Genomic DNA, 22,298 nt, shown 5'->3' with positions numbered 1-22,298 from the left:
GCCGTCGGCTACGAGACCGAGACTGTCTCCTTGGCGAGCGACACCGTCCCCTCCGGGCTTCCACCCGCGAGCCGGACATACCCCTCGCTCTCGTACAGGGCCACATTGCGCGCGCTCTTGGCCCCGGTCACGAGCACCATCCGCGTGCTCTCCGCCGGCGCTCCCGCTCCGGCGGCCCGTAACAGCCAGCGCCCCAACCCCCGTCCACGCAGGTCAGGCACGACGGCGAGGCGACCCACGTGCCACTCCGACCCGACCAGGCGCGTCCGGACCATCCCCAGCAGCCGTCCGTCGAGCCACACCCCGGTGGCGTTCCACGACCCGAGCCACGCGCGCACGTCGTCGAGCGACTCGTGCAGCGCCGGAATGTCCAGGGTGTCGTTGACCAGCGCCTCCTCCACCCAGCAGCACCGCTGCAGCACCGCGACCTCGGCGGCGTCGTCCGGTGTGAGCGGGCGGACGTACGACCCCGCCAACGGGCCGGCCGGATGGGCAGCTTGCTCCCGCATGGGGCGCAACGCCTGCGCCACGCGCACCGCCTCGTCCAGAGGATGCACCGCGGCGGCGTCCCGGGCCGGCGACGGCCGTAATCGTCCATCTGCCACCGAATCGGCGATGCGGATCGCCACGGTCGCGCCCAGCGGCATCATCCGCAACGTCGTCACCACCTGTTTGCTGTGCTGGACGGATCGTGTGCCGGCCGACGTGTTCCCGTAGCTCACGAACCCGATGGGCTTCCACGCCCACTCGCGGCCCAGGTAGTCGAGCGCGTTCTTCAGCACCGCCGGCATTCCGTAGTTGTATTCCGGCGTCACCGCGATGAACCCGTCCGCGGCGGCGACCAGGGCGCTCCACTTGCGGGTGTGCGCGTTGCGGTAGACGCCCGACGACGGTTCCTCCTCCTCGTCCAGGAACGGCAGGCCGAGGTCGGCGAGCGACACCGGCACGAGTTCCACTGACAACTCGTCGGCGCGGCGCCCCAGCGCATCGAGCAGCCACCGCGTCACCACCGGGCCGAGCGCGTGGGGCCGCGTACTCACGGTCAGGACAAGCAATCTCGTTGACATGGAAACGAGGTTAGATGCTAAGTTGATTACATGTCAACGAAGCCGGAGGCGAAGCCTTCGACGATGCGGGAGGCGAAGCCGTCGACGATGCGGGAGACGAAGCCGTCGACGATGCCAGAGACGAAGCCAGTGGCGAAGCCGGAGACGAGGCCAGAGACGATGCGGGAGACACGGGCGGAGACGAACTGGCTCAGCCCGGACGAGGAGAGCGCCTGGCGCGCCTTCCGCCGCGTCCTGGTCGCCGTGGAAACGGGCACCGCCCGCGACCTGGCCGCGATCGGCCTCTCCGAAGCCGACTACGAAGTGCTCAGCACCCTCTCGGAACGCCCCGGCAACACCAGCACGCTGGGCGAGCAGGCCGACAAGATGGGCTGGTCGCGCAGCCGGCTCTCCCGGCACGCGACCCGGATGGAGGCGCGCGGCCTGCTCCGGCGCGCCCCGGACCCGGACGACGGCCGGGGCTGTTTTCTCACGCTCACCCGGCAGGGCCTGGACACCCTGGCGGACGCCGCACCGAAGCATCTCGAGTCGGTGCGCCGCCACTTCATCGATCTGCTGGGCGCCGAGGACCTCGCCGCGATCGAGCGGATCGCGTCCAAAGTGAGACCTGCGCCACAATAGGTCCATCAGATGGGACCCGGCCGATGAGTTCCGGCGATGTGGCTCGTATCACCTCCGACGCTCACCGCCGGAGGGAAAACCATGAACGACGACGTCATCCGTTCCGCCGTCATCGGCGAACGGGCCGACCTGGCCACGCTGCTCGCCGACCTGACCCCGGAGCAATGGGCGCAGCAATCACTGTGCGTGGGCTGGCGAACACGTGAAGTAGTAGCCCACATGACGATGCCGTTCCGCCTGCCCAAGGCGCGGTTCGTCAGCGGCATGATCCGGGCCCGCGGCGACTTCAACCGCTTCGCCGACCGGCAGGCCAAGCAAGACACCAAGACCATGTCCGACCAGGAACTTCTTGCTCAGATGCGGGACAACATCGAGCACCCGTGGCGGCCCCCGGGCGGCGGCAGCGCCGGCGCGCTCTCGCACGACGTCATCCACGGCATGGACATCACGGTCGCTCTCGGACTGCCGCGCGCGGTACCCACGGAACGGGTCTCGATCATTTTGAAAGAGACGCGCGGTCAGAACATCAAATATTTCGGAACGGATCTGTCGAATGTCCGACTGGAAGCGACGGACATCGATTGGACGTTCGGCGCCGGGAAAGCGCTTCACGGCCGAGGGCAGGACCTTCTTCTCGTCATAGCCGGGCGACGACTGCCGGAGGGCATGCTGGTCGGCGAGGCCGCTGGCAGATACACACAATGACCGAGTGCGCTTTCCTCCCGAATCTTTTAGCTTCGATGGTGTGGGAGATGAACCCCAGCACATGGGCCGCGCAACGGTCCGGCCGCCGTCGCGTGGCCGGGCCCGGGTGGGTCATGCCGTCGGCAAGGCGCCGCTGCCGGAGAACGCGGTAACAAATGTCATCCGTACCGACGCGCCGGCGAAGGCACCCGTCTTCGTGGACCCCAGCGGGCGGCGGCGACGGCGGGTGCGCCGGATCGCGTACGGGATCGGGGTTGCTCTGCTCTTGGTTCTGCTCGCGGTGTGGGTCAGTCAGCTCGGCGGCTCGGCGAAGCCGCCGGCGCCGCCGCCGACGCCGGCGAACAGCAGCGTGCCCCGATGACGATTTATCGCGCTACTCCGCCATCTATTCCGGATGATCCGGAATCGACCGGTCGGATTCCCTCGGTACGCCGGCGCCGCCGTGCCTATTGGGCGATGCTCGCGATCATCACGTTTGTCCTGCTCGGCACCGTGGTGATCGTCGAGGTCTACACCGACGCCGGCTTCAGCCCGGACGGCACCACCCCCAGGTCCGAGGTCGACGACGCGGTGCCGGAGCGGGTCAAGGACGGCGGCCCGGTGATCGACATGCGCGAGGGAGGCCAGCCCGAGTCGTACCGGATGCCGAAGAACACGATCGCGCTCACCTTCGACGACGGCCCGGACCCGAAATGGACGCCGAAGATCCTCGACATCCTGGCCAAATACCACGCTCCGTCGACGTTCTTCGTGGTCGGCACGCAGGTCGCGCGTAATCCCGAGCTGACCGAGCGCATCGTCCGCGAGGGACACGAGGTGGGCGCGCACACCTTCACCCACCCGGACCTCGCCCGGTTGCCGGAGTGGCGGCGCGACCTGGAGAACTCGCAGACCCAGCTGTCCATCGCGTACGCCACCGGGCGCTCGACGGTGATGCTCCGCCCGCCGTACTCGTCGTTTCCGGACGCTCTCACCGACGACGACTATTCCACCGTCGAGCAGGTCGGCCAGGAAGGCTACCTGACCGTGCTCGACGACATGGACAGCGAGGACTGGCAGCGCCCGGGTGTCAACCAGATCGTCAAGAACGCCACGCCCTCGAACGACGACGGCGAGATCATCCTGTTCCACGACGCCGGCGGTGACCGTCAGGAGTCGATCGACGCGCTGGACAAGCTGATCCCGCAGTTGCAGGCGCGCGGCTTCAAGTTCACCACCGTCGGCGGTGCGATGAACCTCGACGTCAACCCGCAGGCGAGCACGGCCGACGTGTGGCGCGGCACGGCGCTGGCGTGGACCGTGCGCGGCGCCGACGGCGTACTGCGAATTCTGTGGTGGTTGATGATCACCGCGGGGGCGCTGATCGCCGTGCGCACCCTCATCCTCTTCGTGTTCGCGTGGGCGCACGCCCGGCAGCGCCGCCGCACGCCGTGGGGACCGCCGATGAACGAGCCGGTCACCATCGTCGTGCCGGCCTACAACGAGGAGAAGAACATCGGCGCGGCGGTGAAATCGCTGGCGCGGTCCCGGCATGAGGGCGGCGTCGAGGTCGTGGTGGTCGACGACGGCTCGACCGACAAAACCGCGGAAATCATCAAAAATCTAGGACTTCCCAACGTACGCCTCATCGAGGTGCCCAACAGCGGCAAGGCGTCGGCGCTGAACACCGGCGTGGCCTTCGCGCGCACCGAGATGATCGTCATGGTGGACGCCGACACCGTGGTCGAGCCGGACTCGATCCACCGGCTCATCCAGCCGTTCGCCGACGAGACGGTCGGCGCCGTGGCCGGCAACGTCAAGGTCGCCAACCGGCGCGGCCTGATCGGCAAATGGCAGCACATCGAATACGTCATCGGCTTCAACCTGGACCGCCGCCTGTACGACACGATGGGGTGCATCCCGACCATCCCGGGCGCGCTCGGCGGCTTCCGGCGCACGGCCCTGTCGCAGGTCGGCGGTCTGAGCGAAGACACGCTGGCGGAGGACACCGACCTCACCATGGCGATCCACCGGGCCGGCTGGCGGGTTGTGTACGAGGAGTCCGCGCGCTCGTACACCGAGGCCCCGGCCACCCTGCGCATGCTGTGGAAGCAGCGCTACCGGTGGAGCTACGGAACGATGCAGGCGATGTGGAAACACCGCCACGCCGTACGGGAAAAGACTCGTTTCGGTCGTGGCGGCCTCCCCCTGATCGCCCTGTTCAGCGTGGCGTTACCGCTGCTCGCACCGCTGATCGACATCATGGCCGTGTATGGCTTCCTGTTCCTCGACCGGCTGGTCACGCTGATCGGCTGGGGCGCCATGATGGTGGTCCAGGTGATCACCGCGGTGCTCGCGTTCCGCCTGGACCGCGAACGCTTGCGCCCGTTGTGGACACTGCCTTTGCAACAGGTGGTGTATCGCCAGGTGATGTACGTGGTCCTGCTGCACTCGGCGTTCACCGCGCTGACCGGGCGCCGGCTGCACTGGCAGCGTGTGCACCGCACCGGCGAGCTGGCGTCCGCACCCGGGCGGATAGCGCGCGACGTCGTGGGGTAGAGAGGGCCGTATGCCAATCGCCGGTGAGCTGCTCGGAAACCGCTATCGACTCGACGACCGCATCGCGGCCGGCGGCATGGGCGAGGTGTGGAAGGCCACCGACACGGTGCTCGCCCGCGAGGTCGCGGTGAAGACGCTGCGGGCGGGCCGGGCCGGTGACCCCGGCTTCGAGGAGCGGTTCCGGCACGAGGCACGGGCGATGGCCGCACTGCATCATCCCGGCATCGCCGACGTGTACGACTTCGGCGAGGACGACTCCGACGCGTACATCGTGATGGAGTATGTGGAAGGCACCGCGCTCAACCAGCTCATCGCGGAGCGCGGCCGCCTCACCCCCGACGAGACGATGTCGATCGTCGCGCAGGCCGGCCGCGCCCTGGACACGGCCCACCAGGCCGGCATCGTGCACCGCGACGTCAAGCCCGGCAACCTGATCATCGAAGCCGACGGCACCGTGATGCTGGTCGACTTCGGCGTGGCCCGCTCGGCCGAGTCCGCGGCCCTGACCGGCGCGAAGGAGGTCGTCGGCACCGCCCTCTACATAGCGCCCGAGCAGGTGTCGAAGGAGGAGACCGGCCCGCTCGCCGACGTGTACGCGCTCGGCGCCGTCGCCTACCACTGCCTCGCCGGGCATCCGCCCTTCGAAGGCGAAAGCCCCATCGCCGTGGCGATCCAGCACGTGCAGGAGGAGCCACCGCCGCTGCCCCCCGACGTTCCCCAGCCGGTACGCGCGTTGGTCGCCCGCGCCATGGCCAAGAACCCGGCCGACCGCTTCCCGTCCGCTGCCGCGATGGCGGCCGCCGCGGCACAGCTGGCCTCGGGCGACGCGACGACGGTACTGCTCGCCGCGGTCTCCAGCACCGCCCGCACCCAGCCGGTCGCCGCGCCGGTCCCGGCAGATTCCCCCGGTACGCTTCCGGACCCGTCCGACCCGCACCACCACCGTCGCCGTACGCTGCTGGCCACCGCGGCCGCGGTGATCGGCTTAGGCGTGGCCGCGACGCTGCTGGTGTGGGCCAACCCCGGCGGGATCTTCCCCGGCGGCGACCCGTCGACGACCCCGACGGTGACGGTGAGCAACGCCCCCGCTTCACACGACAGCGGCACCGGCAAAGGCGGCGCCCCGACGACGACGGGCAGGCCGCGAACCTCACCGACGAAGGCCCCCGCGAACCCGGCCCCGACGACGAGGCCGTCGTCGACCCCAACGTCCTCACCGACCAGCCAGCCACCGTCGGAGCCGGACCAGGACCCGTCCCAGTCGGCGTCCGAGAAGCCGTCCGAGCCGGGAGACGACAACGGCGGCGACACCGGCGGCACCGGCGGCACCGGCGACGGTGGCGGTGGTGGCGGTGGTGGCGGTGGTGGCGGTGGTGGCGGTGGTGGTTACGACAACAGCGGCCCGGGTGGCGGTGGTGGCGGCGACGGCGCGGTCGGCGGCTCGGACCAGGGCTGACGCGGCGCGGAAGGCTCGACGCGGACACGGCAGGACGGCCGGTCCGCCTTCTTCTGCGGCCAGCCCGGCACCCCGCTGTCGCTGACCGAGACGCGAAAGCGCAGGCGGAACCGAGCGTCGCCGTGGCATCACCCGGTCCGGGCGGTAGCGCAGGTGAAGCATCCGGCCGCCCGGGCGTGCCCCTCTTACCCTCATCTGATCCGAGCCCGAGGGAGCGGATCACCGCAAGTCAATCACCCCAGCGTGACGGCGGGCGGTATGGTCCGGGCGTGGACGGCATTCAGGTAAGCCGCTGGTTCGCCGAATATCTGGACGCTTTCGCGGCCTGCGGCCGCGGCGAGAGCGACACCATCACCTTGCTCGATTTCTACGCCGTCCCGTTGCTGGTCACGACCGACGACGGGTCCTACGCCCTGACCACCGCCGATCGGGTGGTGGCGACGATCCAGCAGCAGGTCGACGAGATGCGCGCCACCTCGTACGGCCGCAGCGAGATCAAAGCCGAGAAGGTCACCGTGCTGAACGCGACCTCCGCGTTCTACGAGGCGACAATCGCGCGCCAGCGCGCCGACGGCCGCGAGATCGCCCGGCTCACCGCAACATACCTGGTGACCGACGGCAAGGACGGACGCCGCATCGCGTTGCTGGCAGTGCACGGCCGCCCCTGACACCCGTTTGGCATCCACCGACGTCGCGCCGGCATGTCGTGCACAGCGCTGACCGGAGTGGATCGCCCGAATCGCGGAGGCGCTGGTGCGCGCGGTCTCGGGTTTCGTCGAGGGCTGCCGGTTCGGCTGGTTGGGGAGGCGCTGGTGCGTGTGGTCTTGGGTTTCGTCGAGGGCTGCCGGTTTGGCTGGTTGGGGAGGCGCTGGTGCGTGTGGTTTCGGGTTTCGTCGAGGGCTGCCGGTTTGGCTGGTTGGGGAGGCGCTGGTGCGTGTGGTCTCGGGTTTCGTCGAAGGCTGCCGGTTCGGCTGATTGCTACGCGCGGTCTCCGGCTTGGTCGAAGGCTGCCAGCCCGTCTTGCGCCGGCGTCGACGCGTTGCCGCTGGCGCCGCGTCCGACCGGGCGTGACACGACGAACACCTCCCTGGCCGAGTCCTGGTGCTTGCGGGTGTCCACCTCAGAACACCGAGGCCGAGACGGACCAGCCACGTTGCTGCCTCCGAAGGCGTCGCGCGGCAGGGTATGCCGATGCTGACCCGTGCCGAAGTGGCTCGGCTACGGCGGGCGGGTGCTGCGTCCGCCCGCGGCAGCCCCGGAACGTGGACGCGCGGCAGCCAGACTGAACCGAAACGCGCCACCCACCCGGACCGCCCCACATGGACGGCGGTCCACTGGGCGTGGGGCGTTGGAGCCTCGAGCCTCGGTGTCCACTCAGGTGAACCGGAAACGCATCACTAGGAGTGCCCATCTGTCCGCGGCCTTGCGTTGCCCACTTCGGCCTCCCGGTCGGCGTGTCGATTGGCGGCGTGGCGACGCCTCGGGGGCGAGCCTGTCCCGGTTGGTGATCGGGGCCGGCCCGGAGGGGGTTGGTGGTGAAGTCGGGGCTGGTCCGGAGGCGGTTGATGGTGGGGCCGGTACAGGTTGCGGCGGGGGCGCCGGTGGGGGTCGAGGCTGCGCGGCGGAATGAAGTCAGGAAGCTGGTCGGCGCCGAGGCGGATCTGCCAGCCGGTGCCGGGGTCGTGGATGAGTCGGTGGTGGCGGCGGCACAGGAGCACCAAGTTGTGCAGACTCGTCTGGCCGCCGTCGGCCCACGCGGCGATGTGGTGGGCGTCGGTGAAACGGGGCGGACGGTCGCAGTCGGGGAACGCGCAGCCACGATCACGCAGGTGGAGCGCACGGCGCAGCGGGCCGGTGGCCAGCCGGCGGGCGCGGCCGGTGTCCAGGATCTGGCCGGCGCCGCCGAGCACGACCGGCAAGATCCGCGCATCGCAGGCCAGTCGCCGCGCCGTCGCCGCCGACAACCGCTGACCGGTGTCCGTGACGGCCGTGCCCAGCGTGCGGGCAAGCGGATCGTAGGCGATGGTGACCGCCAGCTGCGCCGGCTCGCCTCCGTCGTCGGGTAGCTCGGACGTGCGTAGCGCCAGCCGGCACACCTCGACCAGCGCGTCAGCGCGCCGCTGGGCGGGCGTGCGCTCATCATCCGGGCGTGGGTGGCACAGCGGGTGCAGGGCCGCGTGCACGGTGGCGGCGTCCTCGGCACCCAACGCACCGGAGACCCGCACGAGACCATCGACCGGCAGCGACAAGGTCAGACCGCGCCGGGGGTGGGCGCGGGCCTCCTCGCGGGCCAGGGCGGCTTCGTCGGCCCGCTCGGCCACCTCCGGCGCGACATGGGCGAGGATGCGTTCGCCCACGCGGCGTAGCTGGTAGGCGGGCAGCCGGTCAGCCATGGCGATCATCGTGCGCTCAGCCTCACCGACGATCCGCGAAAGGTCTCCCTCAGGAACGAGACCGCCCGCGTCGGCGCATTGGCCCGCGTTGGCGCGCCCGCCTGACTCCCCGCACTCGCCTGCGTCGGCGCACCTGCCCGACTCCCCGCACTCGCCTGCGTCGGCGCACCGGCCCGACTCCCCGCAACCGCCTGCGTCGGCGCACCGGCCCGACTCCCCGCAACCGCCTGCGTCGGCGCACCGGCCCGACTCCGCGCACCGGCCCGACTCCGCACCCTCGCACGGCCCTGCACACTCTTCCGGTTGGGCGAGCCCGGCGAGGTCGGTGGGGATGGCATCGAGGGCCGCGGCGATCACCGCAGCCTGGCGTGCGTTGATGTGGCCGTCGTGCATGGCCTGCTCGATGGCCGGGCGGCGCAGCGCGTCGGCCGTCTCGGTGAGCTCGCGGGCCGGCTGCGGATCCAGCATCAGCAGGGCGCGCAGCCACCGGACGGTGGAGCGATGACCCTGCTCGGCGGGCAGGCCGCGGCGGCTGGCCTCCGCCACCAGCCGCGCCTGCAAGACCACCGCGGTCTGCTGCAGCCGATGCGCGGCCCGGAGCAGGTCGATGAGCTCGGCATCGCCGACCGGCCACATCGGGGCGACGGCCAACGTCGCCGCGTCCTTACTTACCTGCTCCAGTTCCACCAGCATGTCGAGCATTTTGGAACACACGTACGACACTTTCGGCGGCCGGGAGATCGCCTAGAAGATCCACATCCACCATCTGAAACTTGCCCTCGAGGTTATGGGCCGTGGCGCCGGCTTCGTCAGGCGAGTCGTCGAGGTGCGAAGATCGAGCTAGCGATCGCCGACCGACGACGTTGTCGAACGCCGCGCCGGGCAGCGGCGACGGAGCGTCCTCGCCGGCAAGGAGCAAGCTGCGCCCTCGCCGGCAAGGAGCAAGCCGCGGCCTCGCCGGCAAAGGCCGGTCAACCCGATCTCAGTGCGGGTCCTGCATCGACACGTGAACGTGTCAGGATGGCTCCACCGGCGTGTCAGGTCGAGGAGGACCGCCGGCTGATTCGGCACGGGGTCGGTGGTCTCCCAATGGACCGTCGTCTCGTAGAGGCGCCAGCCGTGCCGATGGGTGTCTATCGGGGGTTCCAGCTCGTTGACGAAACCGTGACCGCGGTGTCCGGCGCCGCCCGGTCAACGGTTCCGCCGGCGTCGCCGATGCGGCCGTCCAGCTAGGTCAGTGCGGTACGGATCAGCCTGCACCTCGGAAGAACGCGGCGGGCTGGCAATTGGGTGGCCCCAAGCCTGGCGGGTCCGCGAGGATAGCTTGGGTGATCAACAAAGCGGCCGCGGACGCCGCGCTGCGAGGGCTCGCGATGGGGGACTGTTTCGGGGGCACCTGGTTTCGGCGCCGGTTCGTGCCTGGGGAGCTCAAGGTGGGGCCGTGGCGCCGGACGGACGACACGGCGATGGCGGTTGTGCTGCTAGGGATGCTTGAGGGGCGCGGCGAGGTCGACCAGGATGCGCTCGCCGTGGGCTTTGCCGAGGCTTATGCGCGTGACCCCTACCGGCAGTACGGGGCGGGCATGCACGACGTGCTTCCGGCCTTGGGCGACGGTGAGGCCTGGGCCGAGGTCACCGCGCGGCAGTTCGGCGGGCAAGGGTCGTGGGGCAACGGTGCGGCTATGCGGGTGGCGCCGCTCGGTGCGTGGTTCGCGGGCGATCTCAATCGGTGTGCCTACGAAGCTGCCCGTTCCGCTCAGGTGACCCACGCTCACCCGGAGGCCGCCGCGGGTGCGGTGGCGGTGGCTCTGGCCGCTGCGCTCAACGTGGAGTCGGCGTTGTCGCTGCACGCCATCGCCGAGCGGGTGACCGAGGGGGACATCGGCCGGCGGCTGCGCGTGGTCGCCGAGCTGGGGGCCGACGTCCGCCCGATCGAGGTGGTGGGCGAGGTCGGGTCGGGCCGGCGCATGTCGGCAGCCGACACCGTGCCGTTCGCGTTGTGGTGCGCGGCCCGGCATCCCGACGACCTGGAGGCCGCGTTGTGGGCCACCGCCAGTGGCCGCGGCGACGTCGACACCACGTGTGCGATCACTGGCGGTGTTGTCGGCGCCCGCACCGGCGTCGCCGGCCTACCCGCGTTCTGGTTGGCCGCCGCCGAGCCGGCGCGCTGACTGCGCGAGCCGGCGCTGACTGCGCGAGCCGGCGCTGACTGCGCGAGCCGGCGCTGATCGCGCAGGCCGGCGCGCTGACCGCGCGAGCCAGGCGCTGACCGCGCAGGCCGGTGCGTTGGCCACGCAGGCCGGTGCGCTAACCGCGCGAGCTGGCTCGCTGACCAAGCCAACCGGCGTGCTCAAGGGACAAGGCGGCGACTCAGGCCGTGGCCACTCCGGTCCCTTCGGGCACCGGCGATTCGGCGCTAGGCGGTTCGGTGGGGAGGCGGGTTCGGGCCAGCATCGCGGCGGCCACCAGCAGGCCTAGTGTTTCGCTGATCAGCACGACGCGGTAGTCGACGAAGGCGATGACGGCGGCGCCCAAGGCGAGGCCCGCGGTTTGCGGTCCGGTCGCGCAGACCTCGAACGCCGCGTACACCCGGCCCTGCAAGTGGGCCGCGGCCTGCCGCTGCAGCAGCGTGATGATGGCGATGACGATCCACGGCAGAGCCGCGCCGACGCCCAGCTTTCCGGCCAGGACCGTGGGCAGCCACGGTGTGGCCAGGCACAGCGCGGTAACGGCGAGGATCATCAGGCCGACGACCACGGTGCGAATCTCGCCGAGGCGGCGGATCGCCGGGGCCGCTGTCAGGCCGCCGAGGATCGCGCCGACGCCGTGGATCACCTGGGTGACGGCGATGAACTCGGGTGCCCGGTGCAGGCCTTGGCCGATGACCGCGTAGCTGGTCGCGTCCCCGGCGCCGACGAACAGGGTGGTGACGGCGCTCGCCAACGTGAGGCGCCGCAGCGCCGGAACATCGGCCAGGAAGCGGAAACCGGCCCCGATCTGCCCGGCGATCCGGCGCATCGGAGCAGTGCGCGATCCGGTAACCGGGCGCAACGGCGGCGAGGTGACCGGACGCGACGGCGGCGAGGTGACCCGGCGCAACCGCGACGGTCGCGGCTCGACGACCCGAATCCGGGCGGTCAAGGCGGCCGCCCCCACGAAACTCGCCATGTCCAGCGCCACCACGGCCTGCCCACCCACGAACGCGAACAAGCCCGCCCCCGCCAGCGGTGCCACAATCCGAATTCCCTCCTGTACGGTGCGCAGCGTGGCATTGGCGTCGGCCAGCAAATTCGCCGGCAGCAACACCGTCAGCAGGGCCGACTGCGCGGGCGCGATGCTCACGTTGAGCAGGCCGTACAGCGTCATCACCCCGTAGATCACCCAAACATCCCCGCGGTCGCGCACCAGCAGCAACGGCGCGAGGACGACGGCCCCGGCCAGGTTCGCCGCGATCAGCAGCGGGCGCCGGCGCACCCGGTCGGCGAGCAGGCCGGCCAGCGGCGCCAGCAACGCGGGCGCGGTGAAGAACAAGAAGGTCAACGCCGCCGCGGTGTCGCTGCCGGTCAGCGTCTTCACCCAGATTCCGCAGGCGAGCCAGAGCGCGCTGTCCCCGAGCAGCGACAACGTCTGGCCGGTCAAGTAGCTACGGGCATCCGGGTGTGCCCAGAGCGCGCGGGCGCTCATCGGTCGATCGGGTAGACGCCGACGAACACCTCGACCGGCAGCGTGCCCTCCGGCGGGTTCTCGTGGCGGGTCGCCCAGCGGTCCCGGAACCGGGTCGCGACCTCGCGGTAGGCCGCCGCCATCTCGGCCGCCTCGGCCGCGGTCACGTGCAGGAGCGAGGTGTGCCCGAGGGCGGCCGCCTGCCACTCGGCGGGGTAGGTGGGTGCGGCCTCGACATACCGGCGCATCCGGGCCACCAGCCGGTCGAGCAGCACCTGGTCGAGGGCCTGCACCGCGCGGGTGAACTCGGGATTGTCCGGTTGCGGGGGTGCGGTCCAGCCGGTGTGGGTGAGCCGCCAGGGGCGGGCCCGGCCGCGCCCGCCGCCGGCCTCCTCGACGAAGTCGTAGCGGGCCAGTTGCCGCAGGTGGAACGAGCACGTGGTCGCGGATTCGCCGATCACCTCGCCGGCCTCGGTGGCGGTCAGCGGTCCACTGAGGAGGGCTTCCAGCAGCGCCAGGCGCACCGGATGGCTGAGCGCGCGGAGGGTGCGCGCGTCAGAAAGAGTGCGTGAGTCGTCGGACATGGCATCGAGAGTATTCTCTCGATAGAAGAGTGTCGAGAGTAAACTCTTGAGAACCTGGCTGCTAGCCTCCGGAGCCGTGATGAAGCTTCTGCTCACCGATTCCGGTGTCCGCAACGCGAGTATCCGAGCGGCGCTGATCGATCTCCTGGGCAAGCCGATCGCCGAGGCGAACGCCCTCTGCATCCCCACCGCGGGGTACGGCGGGCCGTGGGGTGATCCGGGTGGGCCGTGGCGTTTCGTCGCCGGCAAGACGCCGAGCCCGATGACCGAGCTGGGCTGGAAATCGGTGGGCCTGCTGGAGCTGACCGCGTTGGACAGCATCGGCCGCGACGTCTGGCACGAGTGGGTCCACCAGGCGGACGTCCTGCTGGTGAACGGCGGCGACGCGTTATATCTGGCGCACTGGATGCGCGAGTCCGGGCTGGCCGACCTCTTCCCGTCCCTGCACGACAAGGTCTACGTCGGGCTCAGCGCCGGCAGCGTCGCGCTGACTCCCCGCGTCGGCGAGTACTTCGTCGGCTGGCGACCGCCCACCGGCGGCGACAGCGCGCTCGGAGTCGTCGATTTCTCGATATTCGCGCACCTCAACGGCCCGGACAATCCGGAGAGCACGATGGCCGAGGCGGAACGATGGGCCGCCGACATCAACGGCCCGGCGTACGCCATCGACGCTCAGACGGCCATCAAGGTGACCGGCGACGGGGTCGAGGTGATCTCCGAGGGCACCTGGAAGCGGTTCTAGACGCAACGCCGTTCAGTTAGGCGATGTAGGCGGGTGTCAAGCGTGTCGCGGAGACGAAGCAGCGGAGCTCCGGTATAGAGGGTGGTCACTCTAAGACTTCCCTGACACCTGGAGCTCCGCTGGCTGATCAGATTGCCATAACTCGCACGGTGAAGGTAGCCGCAGGGGTGTTCGCGCCGGGACATCTGGGTGAGCTGACCCGGCTCGTGCCGTTCGAGATGGTCGATGATGTCCTTGCCGCCACCGGCCGTGTGCAGTCACGGGTGCGGCTGCTCCCGGCCCGGGTGAGCGTGTATCTGCTGCTCGCGGGATGCCTGTTCGCCGAGTTGGGCTACCGGCAGGTGTGGCAGCGGCTGACCGCCGGGCTCGGCCCGTTGGCCTTGGCCACCCCGACGGTCAGCGCGTTGCGCCAAGCCCGGCAACGACTCGGGACAGCACCACTTCGGGCCCTGTTCGACCTGCTACGCGGGCCGGCCGCCACCAGCGCCGGTGGTGCGGTGCGCTGGCACGGCCTGCTCACCTGCGTGATCGACGGAACCCAGCTGAAGGTCGCGGACAGCCCGGCGAACCTAGGCCGCTACCGCAAAGCACGTGGTAACCACGGCGGATCCGGTTACCCGGTGCTGCGGCTGTCCGCTCTGCTGAGCTGCGGCACCCGCTCGGTGATCGACGCCGTGTTCGACGTTCGACCCCCAAGCCACCGGCGAACTCGACCAGGCCCGCCGGCTGGCCCGCAGCCTGCACACCGGAATGCTGCTACTGGCCGACCGCAACTACGCCGCCGCCGAACTGTTCAACACTCTCGCCGCGACCGGCGCCCACCTGCTGATCCGCTGCAAAGCCAACCGGAAACTCCCTTTGATCGGCCGTCACCACGACGGATCCTGGCAAACGATCATCGCCGGGCGGCCTATCCGGGTGATCGAGGCCCGCATCGCCGTCAAAACCAGCAACGGCGTCACCACCAGCGACTACCGGCTGCTGACCACCCTGCTCAACCCCCACACCCACCCCGCCGCACAGCTGATCACCCTCTACCACCAGCGCTGGGAAATCGAGACCGCCTACCTCGAACTCAAATCCAGCATCCTCGGCGGACGCGTCCTACGCGCCCGCACCCCACAAGGCATCGACCAGGAAATCCACGCCCTATTGGTGACCTACCAGCTGCTACGCACCGCGATGGTCGACGCCACCGACAGCCGGCCCGGCCTCGACCCCGACCGGGCCAGCTTCACCACCGCCCTGAACACCGCCCGCGATCAACTCATCCACGCCGCCGGGATCATCACCGACACCGCCATCGACCTGATCGGCACCATCGGCGCCAACATCCTGAACAACCTGCTACCCGAACGCCGGATCCGGATCAAAACCCGCATGATCAAACGCTCCAACAGCAAATACCAAGCCCGCGGCCCCAACATCGACCGGCGCAGCTACCAAGCCACCACCCGCATCGACATCATCAGCCCCGACCCTTGACAACCCCCACAGCGGCCTAACTGAACGGCGTTGGTTCTAGACGACGCGGGACACCGCCGCGTACATCGCGGTCTCCTCGGCGGCCGGGCGCGGCCTGGTCTCGGCCTCGTCGCGCCATTCGGACAGCGGCACCACGCCGGGCTCGACCAGCGACGTGCCGTCGAAGAAGCGCGCGAACTCGGCCCGCGTCCGCAGCCGGCCCTGGCCGTGCTTGCCGCCGTTCAGGTCGGCGACCACGGCCGGCGGCAGGTAGTCGCTGGTGGCGTGCGAGATCGCCAGGAAGCTGCCGGGCGGCAGGGCGGACACCAGGGCACGGACCACGGCGTACGGGTCGTCCTCCTCACCGACGAAGTGCAGCACCGCGATCAGCATCAACGCGACCGGCCGGGTGAGATCGAGCGTCGACACCAGCGCGGGATCGCGCAGGATCGCCGACGGGTCGCGCAGGTCCGCGGAGACGTACGCGGTGGCGCCCGACGGGTTGCCGGTCAGTAATGCCCGCGCGTGCACCAGCACCAGCGGGTCATTGTCCACATAGACCACCCGCGACGACGGGGCGATCCGCTGCGCCACCTCGTGCGTGTTGTCGGCGGTCGGCAGGCCGGTGCCGATGTCCAGGAACTGCCGTATCCCGGCGGTCCCGGCCAGATACGTGACGGCGCGTCGCAGAAAACGCCGGTTCTCCAGCACGGCCGTACGGATGGCGGGGAATTGCGCGGCGATGGCGTCGCCGGACTAACGGTCGGCGGCGAAGTTGTCCTTGCCGCCCAGCCAGTAGTCGTAACGCCGGGCGGGATGCGCGACCGACACATCGATGGGCAGGTCCATGGACCGAGACTCTATTCGATGTTGTGCCGGGTGTAGACCGGCTCCCGCCATCCCAGGATCGCCTCGGTCATCCGCACCGCGTCGACCACCGCGCGCACGTCGTGCACCCGGACGATGCGCGCGCCGTGCAGCACGCAATAGACCACCGTCGCGATCGTGCCGGCCAGCCGGTCGTGCTGGGCCGCGTTCAGGGTCTCGCCGATGAAGTCCTTGTTGCTCACCGCCGCGAGCATCGGGTAACCGACCGCGGCGATCTCGTCGAGCCGCCGCGTCACCTCGAGCGACTGGTACGTGTTCTTGTTCAGGTCGTGCCCGGGATCAATGATCAACTGCTCCGGCCGTACGCCTCGGGACAGCGCCACTTCGACGCGGGCGCGCAAAAAGCCGGCGACCTCGGCGGTCACGTCGTCGTACTGGGGGCGGGGCCAGGGCGTACGCGGGGGAGCAAGGCTGTGGGTGATGACGAGCTGGGCGTCGGTGCCCGCCACCGCGTCCGCCATCGCCGGGTCACGCAGCCCGGACGTGTCGTTGATGACCCCGGCGCCGGCCCGGATCACCTCGCGCGCGACCTCGGGGCGGAACGTGTCCACCGAGACCACGGCGTGCTGCTTCGCCGCGGTGACCACCGGCAGCACCCGGTCGAGCTCCTCGGCGGCGCTGACCTCCGGGCCCGGGGCGAACGGCACCCCGCCGACGTCGATCCAGTCGGCACCGGCGTCGACCGCCGCGGACACCGCGTCCAGGGCCTTCTCCAGGGCGAACGTGCTGCCGCGGTCGTGAAACGAGTCGGGCGTGCGGTTCACGATCGCCATCACCGCGACTTGCCGCGAGAAATCAAAGGTGCGGCCGCCGATGATCCGCCTGCCGTTCTGCTCGCCCACGGTCGGGAGAGTAACAGGACGCGGCGCGAGTCCAGGCCAGGTCTCGACCCCCCGGCCAGGGGTTTGTGCGGTCCGCGACCGGGAACGCAAGAGACATGAGAATCGGGTTCAAGCTGATGGCCGAGGCGTACGGCCCCAAGGAACTGATCCGGCAGGCGGTCAAGGCGGAGCAGGCCGGATTCGACTTCGTGGAGATCAGTGACCACTATCATCCGTGGCTGGATGTGCAGGGCCACTCACCGTTCGCCTGGAACGTGCTCAGCGCCATCGCGATGCGGACCGACACGCTCGGGCTCGCCACCGGCGTCACCTGCCCCACCGTGCGCTACCACCCCGCGATCATCGCGCAGGCGGCCGCGACCCTGGCGATCATCTCGGACGACCGGTTCACGCTGGGCATCGGCGCCGGGGAGCGGCTCAACGAACACGTGGTGGGCCAGGGCTTTCCCAGCGTGCGAGGCCGGCACGAACGCCTGGTCGAGGCCCTCGAAATCATCAGTCTGTTGTGGCAGGGCGGATACCAGTCGTACGAGGGCCGGCATCTGCAGCTCGAGGACGCCCGGGTGTTCGACCTGCCGGACAAGCTGCCGGTGATCGCGGTGGCGGCCGGCGGCGAGCGGGCGGCCACGCTGGCGGCGACCCACGGCAGCGGCCTGTTCGTGACCGAGCCGAACACGGAACTGGCTCAGGCGTACGCGAAGGCGGGCGGCACCGGGCCCCGCTACGCCGAGGTGGCGACCGCGTGGGCGCCCAGCGCCGAGACCGCGGTGCAGGCGGCGCTGCGCACCGCACGCTGGTCGGTGGCCGGCTGGAAGGTGATGTCGGAACTGCCCAACCCGGCGAACTTCGAAGCGGCGTCGACGACCGTGCGGGCCGAGGACATCCGGGACACCTTCGTGGTCGGGCCGGATCCACAGGCGTACGGGGAAGCCGTCGGTAAATACACCGCCGCGGGCTACGACCACATCGCGCTGATGAACGCCGGGCCCGACCAGGACGGCTTCCTCGACTTCTTCGCGAAGGAGTTAAGGCACCAGCTTTAGATCAGTGTCGCCAGGATGCGGGGCCGGTCCTGACCGTCCCAGGTGGCGGTCAGGGTCAGCTCCTCGTCGGCCGGGTGATGGGTGAGCACGCGGCGGATCGACAGCCGTACCCGGTCGGTCACCACCACGGCCGGGTCGCCGTCCTCCACCCGCACCAACGGGCCCACCGGTGTCCCGGCCTTCGCCTTGCCGCTGCCCTCCACCATCATCAGCGGGGTGCGCTTCTTCGGGCCGGACTCGGTCTCGACGAACTCCTCGGCCTCGCGCCCACCGGTGCGGATCGCCTCGACCAGGGTTTCGATGTAGACCGGGTCGCCGACGCCGTCGTACACGTAGCGGGTGCCCAGCACGGAATGCTCCAGCGTGCCGACCAGCCAGTGCTCGGCGTCCTCCATGGCCGCGCCGCGGTATGTCAGCGGAATGTGCACCAGCGGTCCGTCGTCGCCCTGGCGCACCACGAGCATCTCGACGCCGACGGCACCGGCCGGGTCGTCGAAGCGGCAGGCGGCCACCCGCTGCAGGTCCGCCGCGGAGTCCTCCGGGAACCAGGCGCGGCCGGGCAGCCACTGGGTGAGAAGTTCGAGCTTGGTCGGGGTCAGGGTGGCTTCGTGGATGATCGCCATGGCCGGATGGTAAGCGATGCGCGGATCGACGGCGGATGGAACCATCGAGGGTATGACGGTCATCGCAACCCTGCGGGTGGAACGGCCCGGCGCGACCGGGATCGACCGCGCCCGGGCGTACGAGATCATCGTCGATGGCGAACCCAAGGGCGTCGTCCGCTCCGGGCACGAGTTGTCGCTGGCCCTGCAGCCCGGCCGGCACGTGGTGCGGGCCCGGCTGGACTGGACCGGAAGCGCGGAGGTGCCGGTGCATCTCGGGCCGGGGGCGACCGTGCGGCTGGTGGTGCGGTCCCGGGGCGTACGCCATGTGATCGGCAAGCGCTACCTCTCGCTCACCCCGATCGACGACTGACGCAACGCTCCCTTCACGTGCATTGGTCAGCATATGGCGATGATCAATCGACGCAACCTTTTGATCGGCGCGGCCGTCGCCGGCGCCACCAGCGTCACGCTCGACCCGGTGAGCTTCGCCGAGGCGGCGCCCGGCGGCACCGAGACGCGCACGCTGAGCGGCACGATCAAGTACGGTGCCCCGGACTGGGTGTACATCCCGCTGCAGATCCCGCGCGGCGTGAACCGGGTGACCGTGGCCTACACCTATGACAAGCCGCCGGTCCCGGCCGGCACCAACGGCAACGCGCTGGACATCGGCTACTTCGACGAGAGCGGCATCGAGCTGGGCAACGACCGGGGTTTCCGGGGCTGGTCCGGCGGCGCCAAGACCTCGTTCACGCTGAGTAACTCGGACGCCTCGACGGGCTACCTACCCGGGCCGATCAAGGCGGGCACCCACCACATCATCGTCGGGCCTTACACGGTCGCGCCGCAGGGCCTGAACTGGAACGTCACGGTCACGCTGACGTACGGCGCGGACGGGCCGGCCTTCGTGCCGAACCACGCGCCGCGCCGGGCGACCGGGCGCGGCAAGGCCTGGTACCGCGGCGACATGCACCTGCACACCGTGCACTCGGACGGCAAGCGGCTGCCCTCGGAGGTCGCGGCCGGGGCGCGCGCGGCCGGACTGGACTACATCGTCTCCACCGAGCACAACACGTCCAGCGCTTCCGGCGTGTGGGGCGAGTTCGCCGGTCCGGACCTGCTGATCATCGACGGTGAGGAGGTCACCACCCGCAACGGCCACTACACGGTGCTCGGCCTGCCGGCCGGCACCTGGATCGACTGGCGATACCGCTCGATCGACCGGGAGCTGCCCAAGTTCGTCTCCGAGATCCACCAGACCGGGGCGCTCGCGGTGGCGGCACACCCCCAGGACACGTGCGTCGGCTGCGGCTGGAAGTTCGGGTACGCCGGGCTGGACGCGATCGAGGTCTGGAACTCGACGTGGAACGCCCAGGACGAGGCCGTGCTCGCCATGTGGGACGCGATGATCGCGGCCGGCCAGTTCGTGCCCGCGGTCGGCGACAGCGACGCGCACAGCGAGCCCGCGGTCATCGGCCTGCCGCACACCGTCGTGTACGCCGACGACCTCGAGAAGAAGTCGATCCTGGCGGCCGTGCGGGCGGGCCGGTCGTGGATCGCCGAGTCGGCCAAGGTGAACCTGACCTTCACGGCGTCGACCTTGCGTCGCCAAGCAGGTATCGGTGAGCGGCTCGACGCGGCGCCGGACGAGCAGCTGCGCGTCGACGTCACCGTCACCGGCGAGCCGGGTGCCACTGTGCGTTTGGTCACCGACGCCGGCATGCGGGTGAACGTGCCGCTGCCCGCCGACGGCAAGGTCACCTGGACCACTACACCCCAAAATGCCGCTTACGTACGCCTCGAGGTGCGCCGCCCGGTGGCCACCACGACCACCCCGGACACCATGGTCGCCTTCACCAACCCGATTTTCCTCGGCGCGACGAGGCACGGGGGCAAATGAATTCTTGGTACGGGAGTTCGTTGGCGGACGGGAGGCTGACGTAGGCTGGCCGCTCAGCTCGACTGATCACGTGGCGGCGGACAGGGAGGTGCTGATGCCGGACACCCGCGTCCTCGGCGACCTTGCCGTGGAAGTCGCGGTGGTCGGCGCAGCAACCGGCGTCGGCGACATCGAGGCGATGATCCGTGCCGACCCCGAGTCACCGGGCCTGATCGCCTCCGACGGCGACCACCTGTACGTGCTCGATCGCCCGTACCTGGAAATGATCCTCGCGGGCCGGCTCGGCTACGGCCGGGCCGTGCTCTCGCGCCGGCCGGCCAAGCAGATCCTGCGCGAGCCGGCGCTGGTCCTGCCCGCCGGCACCGCGTGGGACGACGCCGCCCGCGCCGGGCTGTCCCGCCCCGACGTCTGCCGCGGCGCGCCGATCGTGGTCACGCTCGGCGACGGCCGTCTCGGGCTGGCCCCGATCGGGCCGCTGGTCGAATACCTCAGCAGCGGGTACGAGACGCTCGCCTTCACCGACGGGCTCACCGGCCTGGGCAACCGCCGCAAGCTCACCGAGGTGGCCGAGTCGCTGCTCGACGCCGACAAGCAGGTGGCGCTGATCCTCATCGACCTGGACAGGTTCAAGGAGATCAACGACTCGCTCGGCCACGGGCGCGGCGACGAACTGCTGCGCCAGGTCGCCGCGGCGCTGTCCGGGCACACCGCGTTCCGCTTCGGCGGCGACGAGTTCGTGGTCCTGCTCGACGATCTCGGCGACGGCTCCGACGAGCACCTCGAGCAGGTCGCCCGCGATCTGCTGGACGCCATCCAGGGCCCGTTCACGATCGCCGGGGTGCCGATCACGGTGGAGGCGTCGGCCGGGGTCGCGCGCACCGCGGCCGGCCGTCGTTCGCTGACCGCGTTGCTCGCCCGCGCCGACACGGCGATGTACGTGGCGAAGCGGCACCGCACGGCGGTGGAGGTGTGGCGCACCGAGCTGGCCGCCGGGCAGGGCATCGACCTGCTGCTGCAGTCCGAGCTGCGCCCGGCCATCGAGCAGGGGCAGCTCGTGCTGCACTACCAGCCGCTGGTCGAGGCCGGCACCGGCCGGATCACCTCGGTGGAGGCGCTGGTCCGCTGGCAGCACCCGCGGCACGGCCTGCTGCCACCGGCCGCCTTCATCCCGGACGCGGAACGCTCCGACGTGATCGTGGCGCTGACCGACCGGGTGCTGACCGACGCGATCGCGCAGGCCGCGCACTGGCATCGCCGCGGTCTCCAGATCCCGGTCGCGGTGAACCTGCCGGCCCCGGTGCTCGCCCAGGACCGCATCGTCACGGTGATCGCCGGGCTGCTCGCCGAGCACGGCCTGCCGGCCGAGTCGCTGATCGTGGAGATCACCGAGAGCGCCGTGATGACCCGGCCCGACTACAGCGCCGAGCTGCTGCGTCAGGTCCGATCCTTGGGCGTACGCGTCGCGATGGACGATTTCGGCACCGGCAACACGTCGCTGGCGTTGCTGACCCGGCTGCCGCTGGACGAGCTGAAACTGGACCGCGCGTTCGTGCACCGCATCCACCACGTCCGCGAACGCACCATCGTCGAGGCGGTCGCCCGGATGGCCAAGGGCCTGCGGCTGACCCTGGTGGCCGAGGGCGTCGAGGACGAGTCGACGGCGGCCATCCTCACCGCGGCCGGCTTCGACGTGCTGCAGGGCTACCACTTCGGCCGCCCGGTCCCGCCGGACACGCTTCCGTTCTCGGAAGCCGCGGCGGTGGCCTGAACACGCTTTGACGGGTATCACT

At 70.4% G+C, this 22,298-nt stretch carries 19 protein-coding genes and 2 pseudogenes; 14 read left to right on the top strand and 7 right to left on the bottom strand.

What is annotated here, in order from left to right:
- Positions 1-8 precede the first annotated feature (8 nt).
- On the bottom strand, positions 9-1,067 hold the full coding sequence (locus HH310_RS10440; RefSeq protein ID WP_169175247.1) for a GNAT family N-acetyltransferase: 1,059 nt from the start codon (positions 1,065-1,067) through the stop codon (positions 9-11).
- Positions 1,068-1,226: 159 nt separating this feature from the next.
- On the opposite strand from HH310_RS10440, the gene HH310_RS10435 reads away from it, so the two are divergent.
- From HH310_RS10435 to HH310_RS10410, 6 genes are all read left to right on the top strand, one after another.
- The gene (locus tag HH310_RS10435; RefSeq protein WP_169175346.1) at positions 1,227-1,688 is read left to right on the top strand and encodes a MarR family winged helix-turn-helix transcriptional regulator; all 462 of its coding nucleotides are present in this window, start codon (positions 1,227-1,229) and stop codon (positions 1,686-1,688) included.
- An 81-nt stretch (positions 1,689-1,769) separates the two neighbouring features.
- A complete protein-coding gene (locus HH310_RS10430) occupies positions 1,770-2,393 on the top strand; it encodes a maleylpyruvate isomerase family mycothiol-dependent enzyme (RefSeq protein WP_169175246.1) in 624 nt (207 codons plus the stop codon).
- A 40-nt stretch (positions 2,394-2,433) separates the two neighbouring features.
- Positions 2,434-2,754, top strand: coding sequence for a hypothetical protein (locus HH310_RS10425; RefSeq protein ID WP_169175245.1), 321 nt, complete (start codon positions 2,434-2,436; stop codon positions 2,752-2,754).
- Complete coding sequence (locus HH310_RS10420; protein WP_169175244.1) at positions 2,751-4,931, top strand: bifunctional polysaccharide deacetylase/glycosyltransferase family 2 protein; 2,181 nt, start codon at positions 2,751-2,753, stop codon at positions 4,929-4,931. Before HH310_RS10425 ends, HH310_RS10420 begins: the two co-directional genes overlap by 4 nt.
- A gap of 10 nt (positions 4,932-4,941) precedes the next feature.
- The gene (locus tag HH310_RS10415) at positions 4,942-6,387 is read left to right on the top strand and encodes a serine/threonine-protein kinase (RefSeq protein WP_169175243.1); all 1,446 of its coding nucleotides are present in this window, start codon (positions 4,942-4,944) and stop codon (positions 6,385-6,387) included.
- 269 nt (positions 6,388-6,656) lie between these two features.
- The gene (locus HH310_RS10410; protein WP_169175242.1) at positions 6,657-7,055 is read left to right on the top strand and encodes a hypothetical protein; all 399 of its coding nucleotides are present in this window, start codon (positions 6,657-6,659) and stop codon (positions 7,053-7,055) included.
- 729 nt (positions 7,056-7,784) lie between these two features.
- Here HH310_RS10410 and HH310_RS10405 read toward each other — a convergent pair.
- Positions 7,785-9,473 carry a DUF222 domain-containing protein gene (locus HH310_RS10405; RefSeq protein ID WP_248293870.1) on the bottom strand — a complete coding sequence of 563 codons (1,689 nt, stop codon included), beginning with the start codon at positions 9,471-9,473 and terminating at the stop codon, positions 7,785-7,787.
- Positions 9,474-10,108: 635 nt separating this feature from the next.
- Here HH310_RS10405 and HH310_RS10400 point away from each other — a divergent pair.
- Positions 10,109-10,951: an ADP-ribosylglycohydrolase family protein gene (locus HH310_RS10400; protein WP_312033949.1), complete on the top strand. Its 843-nt coding sequence runs from the start codon at positions 10,109-10,111 to the stop codon at positions 10,949-10,951.
- A gap of 199 nt (positions 10,952-11,150) precedes the next feature.
- Here HH310_RS10400 and HH310_RS10395 read toward each other — a convergent pair whose 3' ends face one another.
- The gene (locus HH310_RS10395; RefSeq protein WP_169175241.1) at positions 11,151-12,464 is read right to left on the bottom strand and encodes an MFS transporter; all 1,314 of its coding nucleotides are present in this window, start codon (positions 12,462-12,464) and stop codon (positions 11,151-11,153) included.
- Positions 12,461-13,027, bottom strand: a complete 567-nt coding sequence (locus HH310_RS10390; RefSeq protein ID WP_169175240.1) for a helix-turn-helix transcriptional regulator — start codon at positions 13,025-13,027, stop codon at positions 12,461-12,463. The genes HH310_RS10395 and HH310_RS10390 overlap by 4 nt, the downstream gene beginning before the upstream one ends.
- 79 nt (positions 13,028-13,106) lie before the next feature.
- On the opposite strand from HH310_RS10390, the gene HH310_RS10385 reads away from it, so the two are divergent.
- The 3 genes and pseudogenes from HH310_RS10385 (at position 13,107) to HH310_RS43690 (ending at position 15,254) form a co-directional block, all read left to right on the top strand.
- Entirely contained in the window at positions 13,107-13,769 is a 663-nt protein-coding gene (locus HH310_RS10385; protein WP_169175343.1) for a Type 1 glutamine amidotransferase-like domain-containing protein, read from the top strand.
- 218 nt (positions 13,770-13,987) lie between these two features.
- Positions 13,988-14,167, top strand: a pseudogene (locus HH310_RS43695) (transposase domain-containing protein); the annotation flags it as partial.
- A 352-nt stretch (positions 14,168-14,519) separates the two neighbouring features.
- The gene (locus HH310_RS43690) at positions 14,520-15,254 is read left to right on the top strand and encodes a transposase (RefSeq protein ID WP_248293869.1); all 735 of its coding nucleotides are present in this window, start codon (positions 14,520-14,522) and stop codon (positions 15,252-15,254) included.
- Positions 15,255-15,290: 36 nt separating this feature from the next.
- Here HH310_RS43690 and HH310_RS10375 read toward each other — a convergent pair.
- Positions 15,291-16,082, bottom strand: a pseudogene (locus HH310_RS10375) (SAM-dependent methyltransferase).
- Positions 16,083-16,093: 11 nt separating this feature from the next.
- Positions 16,094-16,963 carry a dihydropteroate synthase gene (gene folP / locus HH310_RS10370; protein ID WP_312033948.1) on the bottom strand — a complete coding sequence of 290 codons (870 nt, stop codon included), beginning with the start codon at positions 16,961-16,963 and terminating at the stop codon, positions 16,094-16,096.
- A 95-nt stretch (positions 16,964-17,058) separates the two neighbouring features.
- Between folP and HH310_RS10365 the strand changes: the two genes are divergently transcribed.
- Positions 17,059-18,006: a TIGR03557 family F420-dependent LLM class oxidoreductase gene (locus tag HH310_RS10365; protein WP_169175239.1), complete on the top strand. Its 948-nt coding sequence runs from the start codon at positions 17,059-17,061 to the stop codon at positions 18,004-18,006.
- On the opposite strand, the gene HH310_RS10360 is transcribed toward HH310_RS10365, so the two are convergent.
- Positions 18,003-18,629 carry a CG0192-related protein gene (locus HH310_RS10360; RefSeq protein WP_169175238.1) on the bottom strand — a complete coding sequence of 209 codons (627 nt, stop codon included), beginning with the start codon at positions 18,627-18,629 and terminating at the stop codon, positions 18,003-18,005. The two genes, HH310_RS10365 and HH310_RS10360, sit on opposite strands and share 4 nt — an antisense overlap.
- Before the next feature lie 52 nt (positions 18,630-18,681).
- On the opposite strand from HH310_RS10360, the gene HH310_RS10355 reads away from it, so the two are divergent.
- From HH310_RS10355 to HH310_RS10345, 3 genes are all read left to right on the top strand, one after another.
- Positions 18,682-18,981, top strand: coding sequence for a hypothetical protein (locus HH310_RS10355; protein WP_169175237.1), 300 nt, complete (start codon positions 18,682-18,684; stop codon positions 18,979-18,981).
- A gap of 39 nt (positions 18,982-19,020) precedes the next feature.
- Positions 19,021-20,508: a CehA/McbA family metallohydrolase gene (locus tag HH310_RS10350; RefSeq protein WP_211191979.1), complete on the top strand. Its 1,488-nt coding sequence runs from the start codon at positions 19,021-19,023 to the stop codon at positions 20,506-20,508.
- Positions 20,509-20,578: 70 nt separating this feature from the next.
- On the top strand, positions 20,579-22,276 hold the full coding sequence (locus HH310_RS10345; RefSeq protein WP_312033946.1) for an EAL domain-containing protein: 1,698 nt from the start codon (positions 20,579-20,581) through the stop codon (positions 22,274-22,276).
- Positions 22,277-22,298: the final 22 nt, after the last annotated feature.

Source organism: Actinoplanes sp. TBRC 11911 (assembly GCF_012933445.1).
Lineage (GTDB): Bacteria > Actinomycetota > Actinomycetes > Mycobacteriales > Micromonosporaceae > Actinoplanes.
The sequence above is the reverse complement of the archived record's forward strand: the minus strand, read 5'-3'. Positions and strand labels throughout refer to the sequence as shown.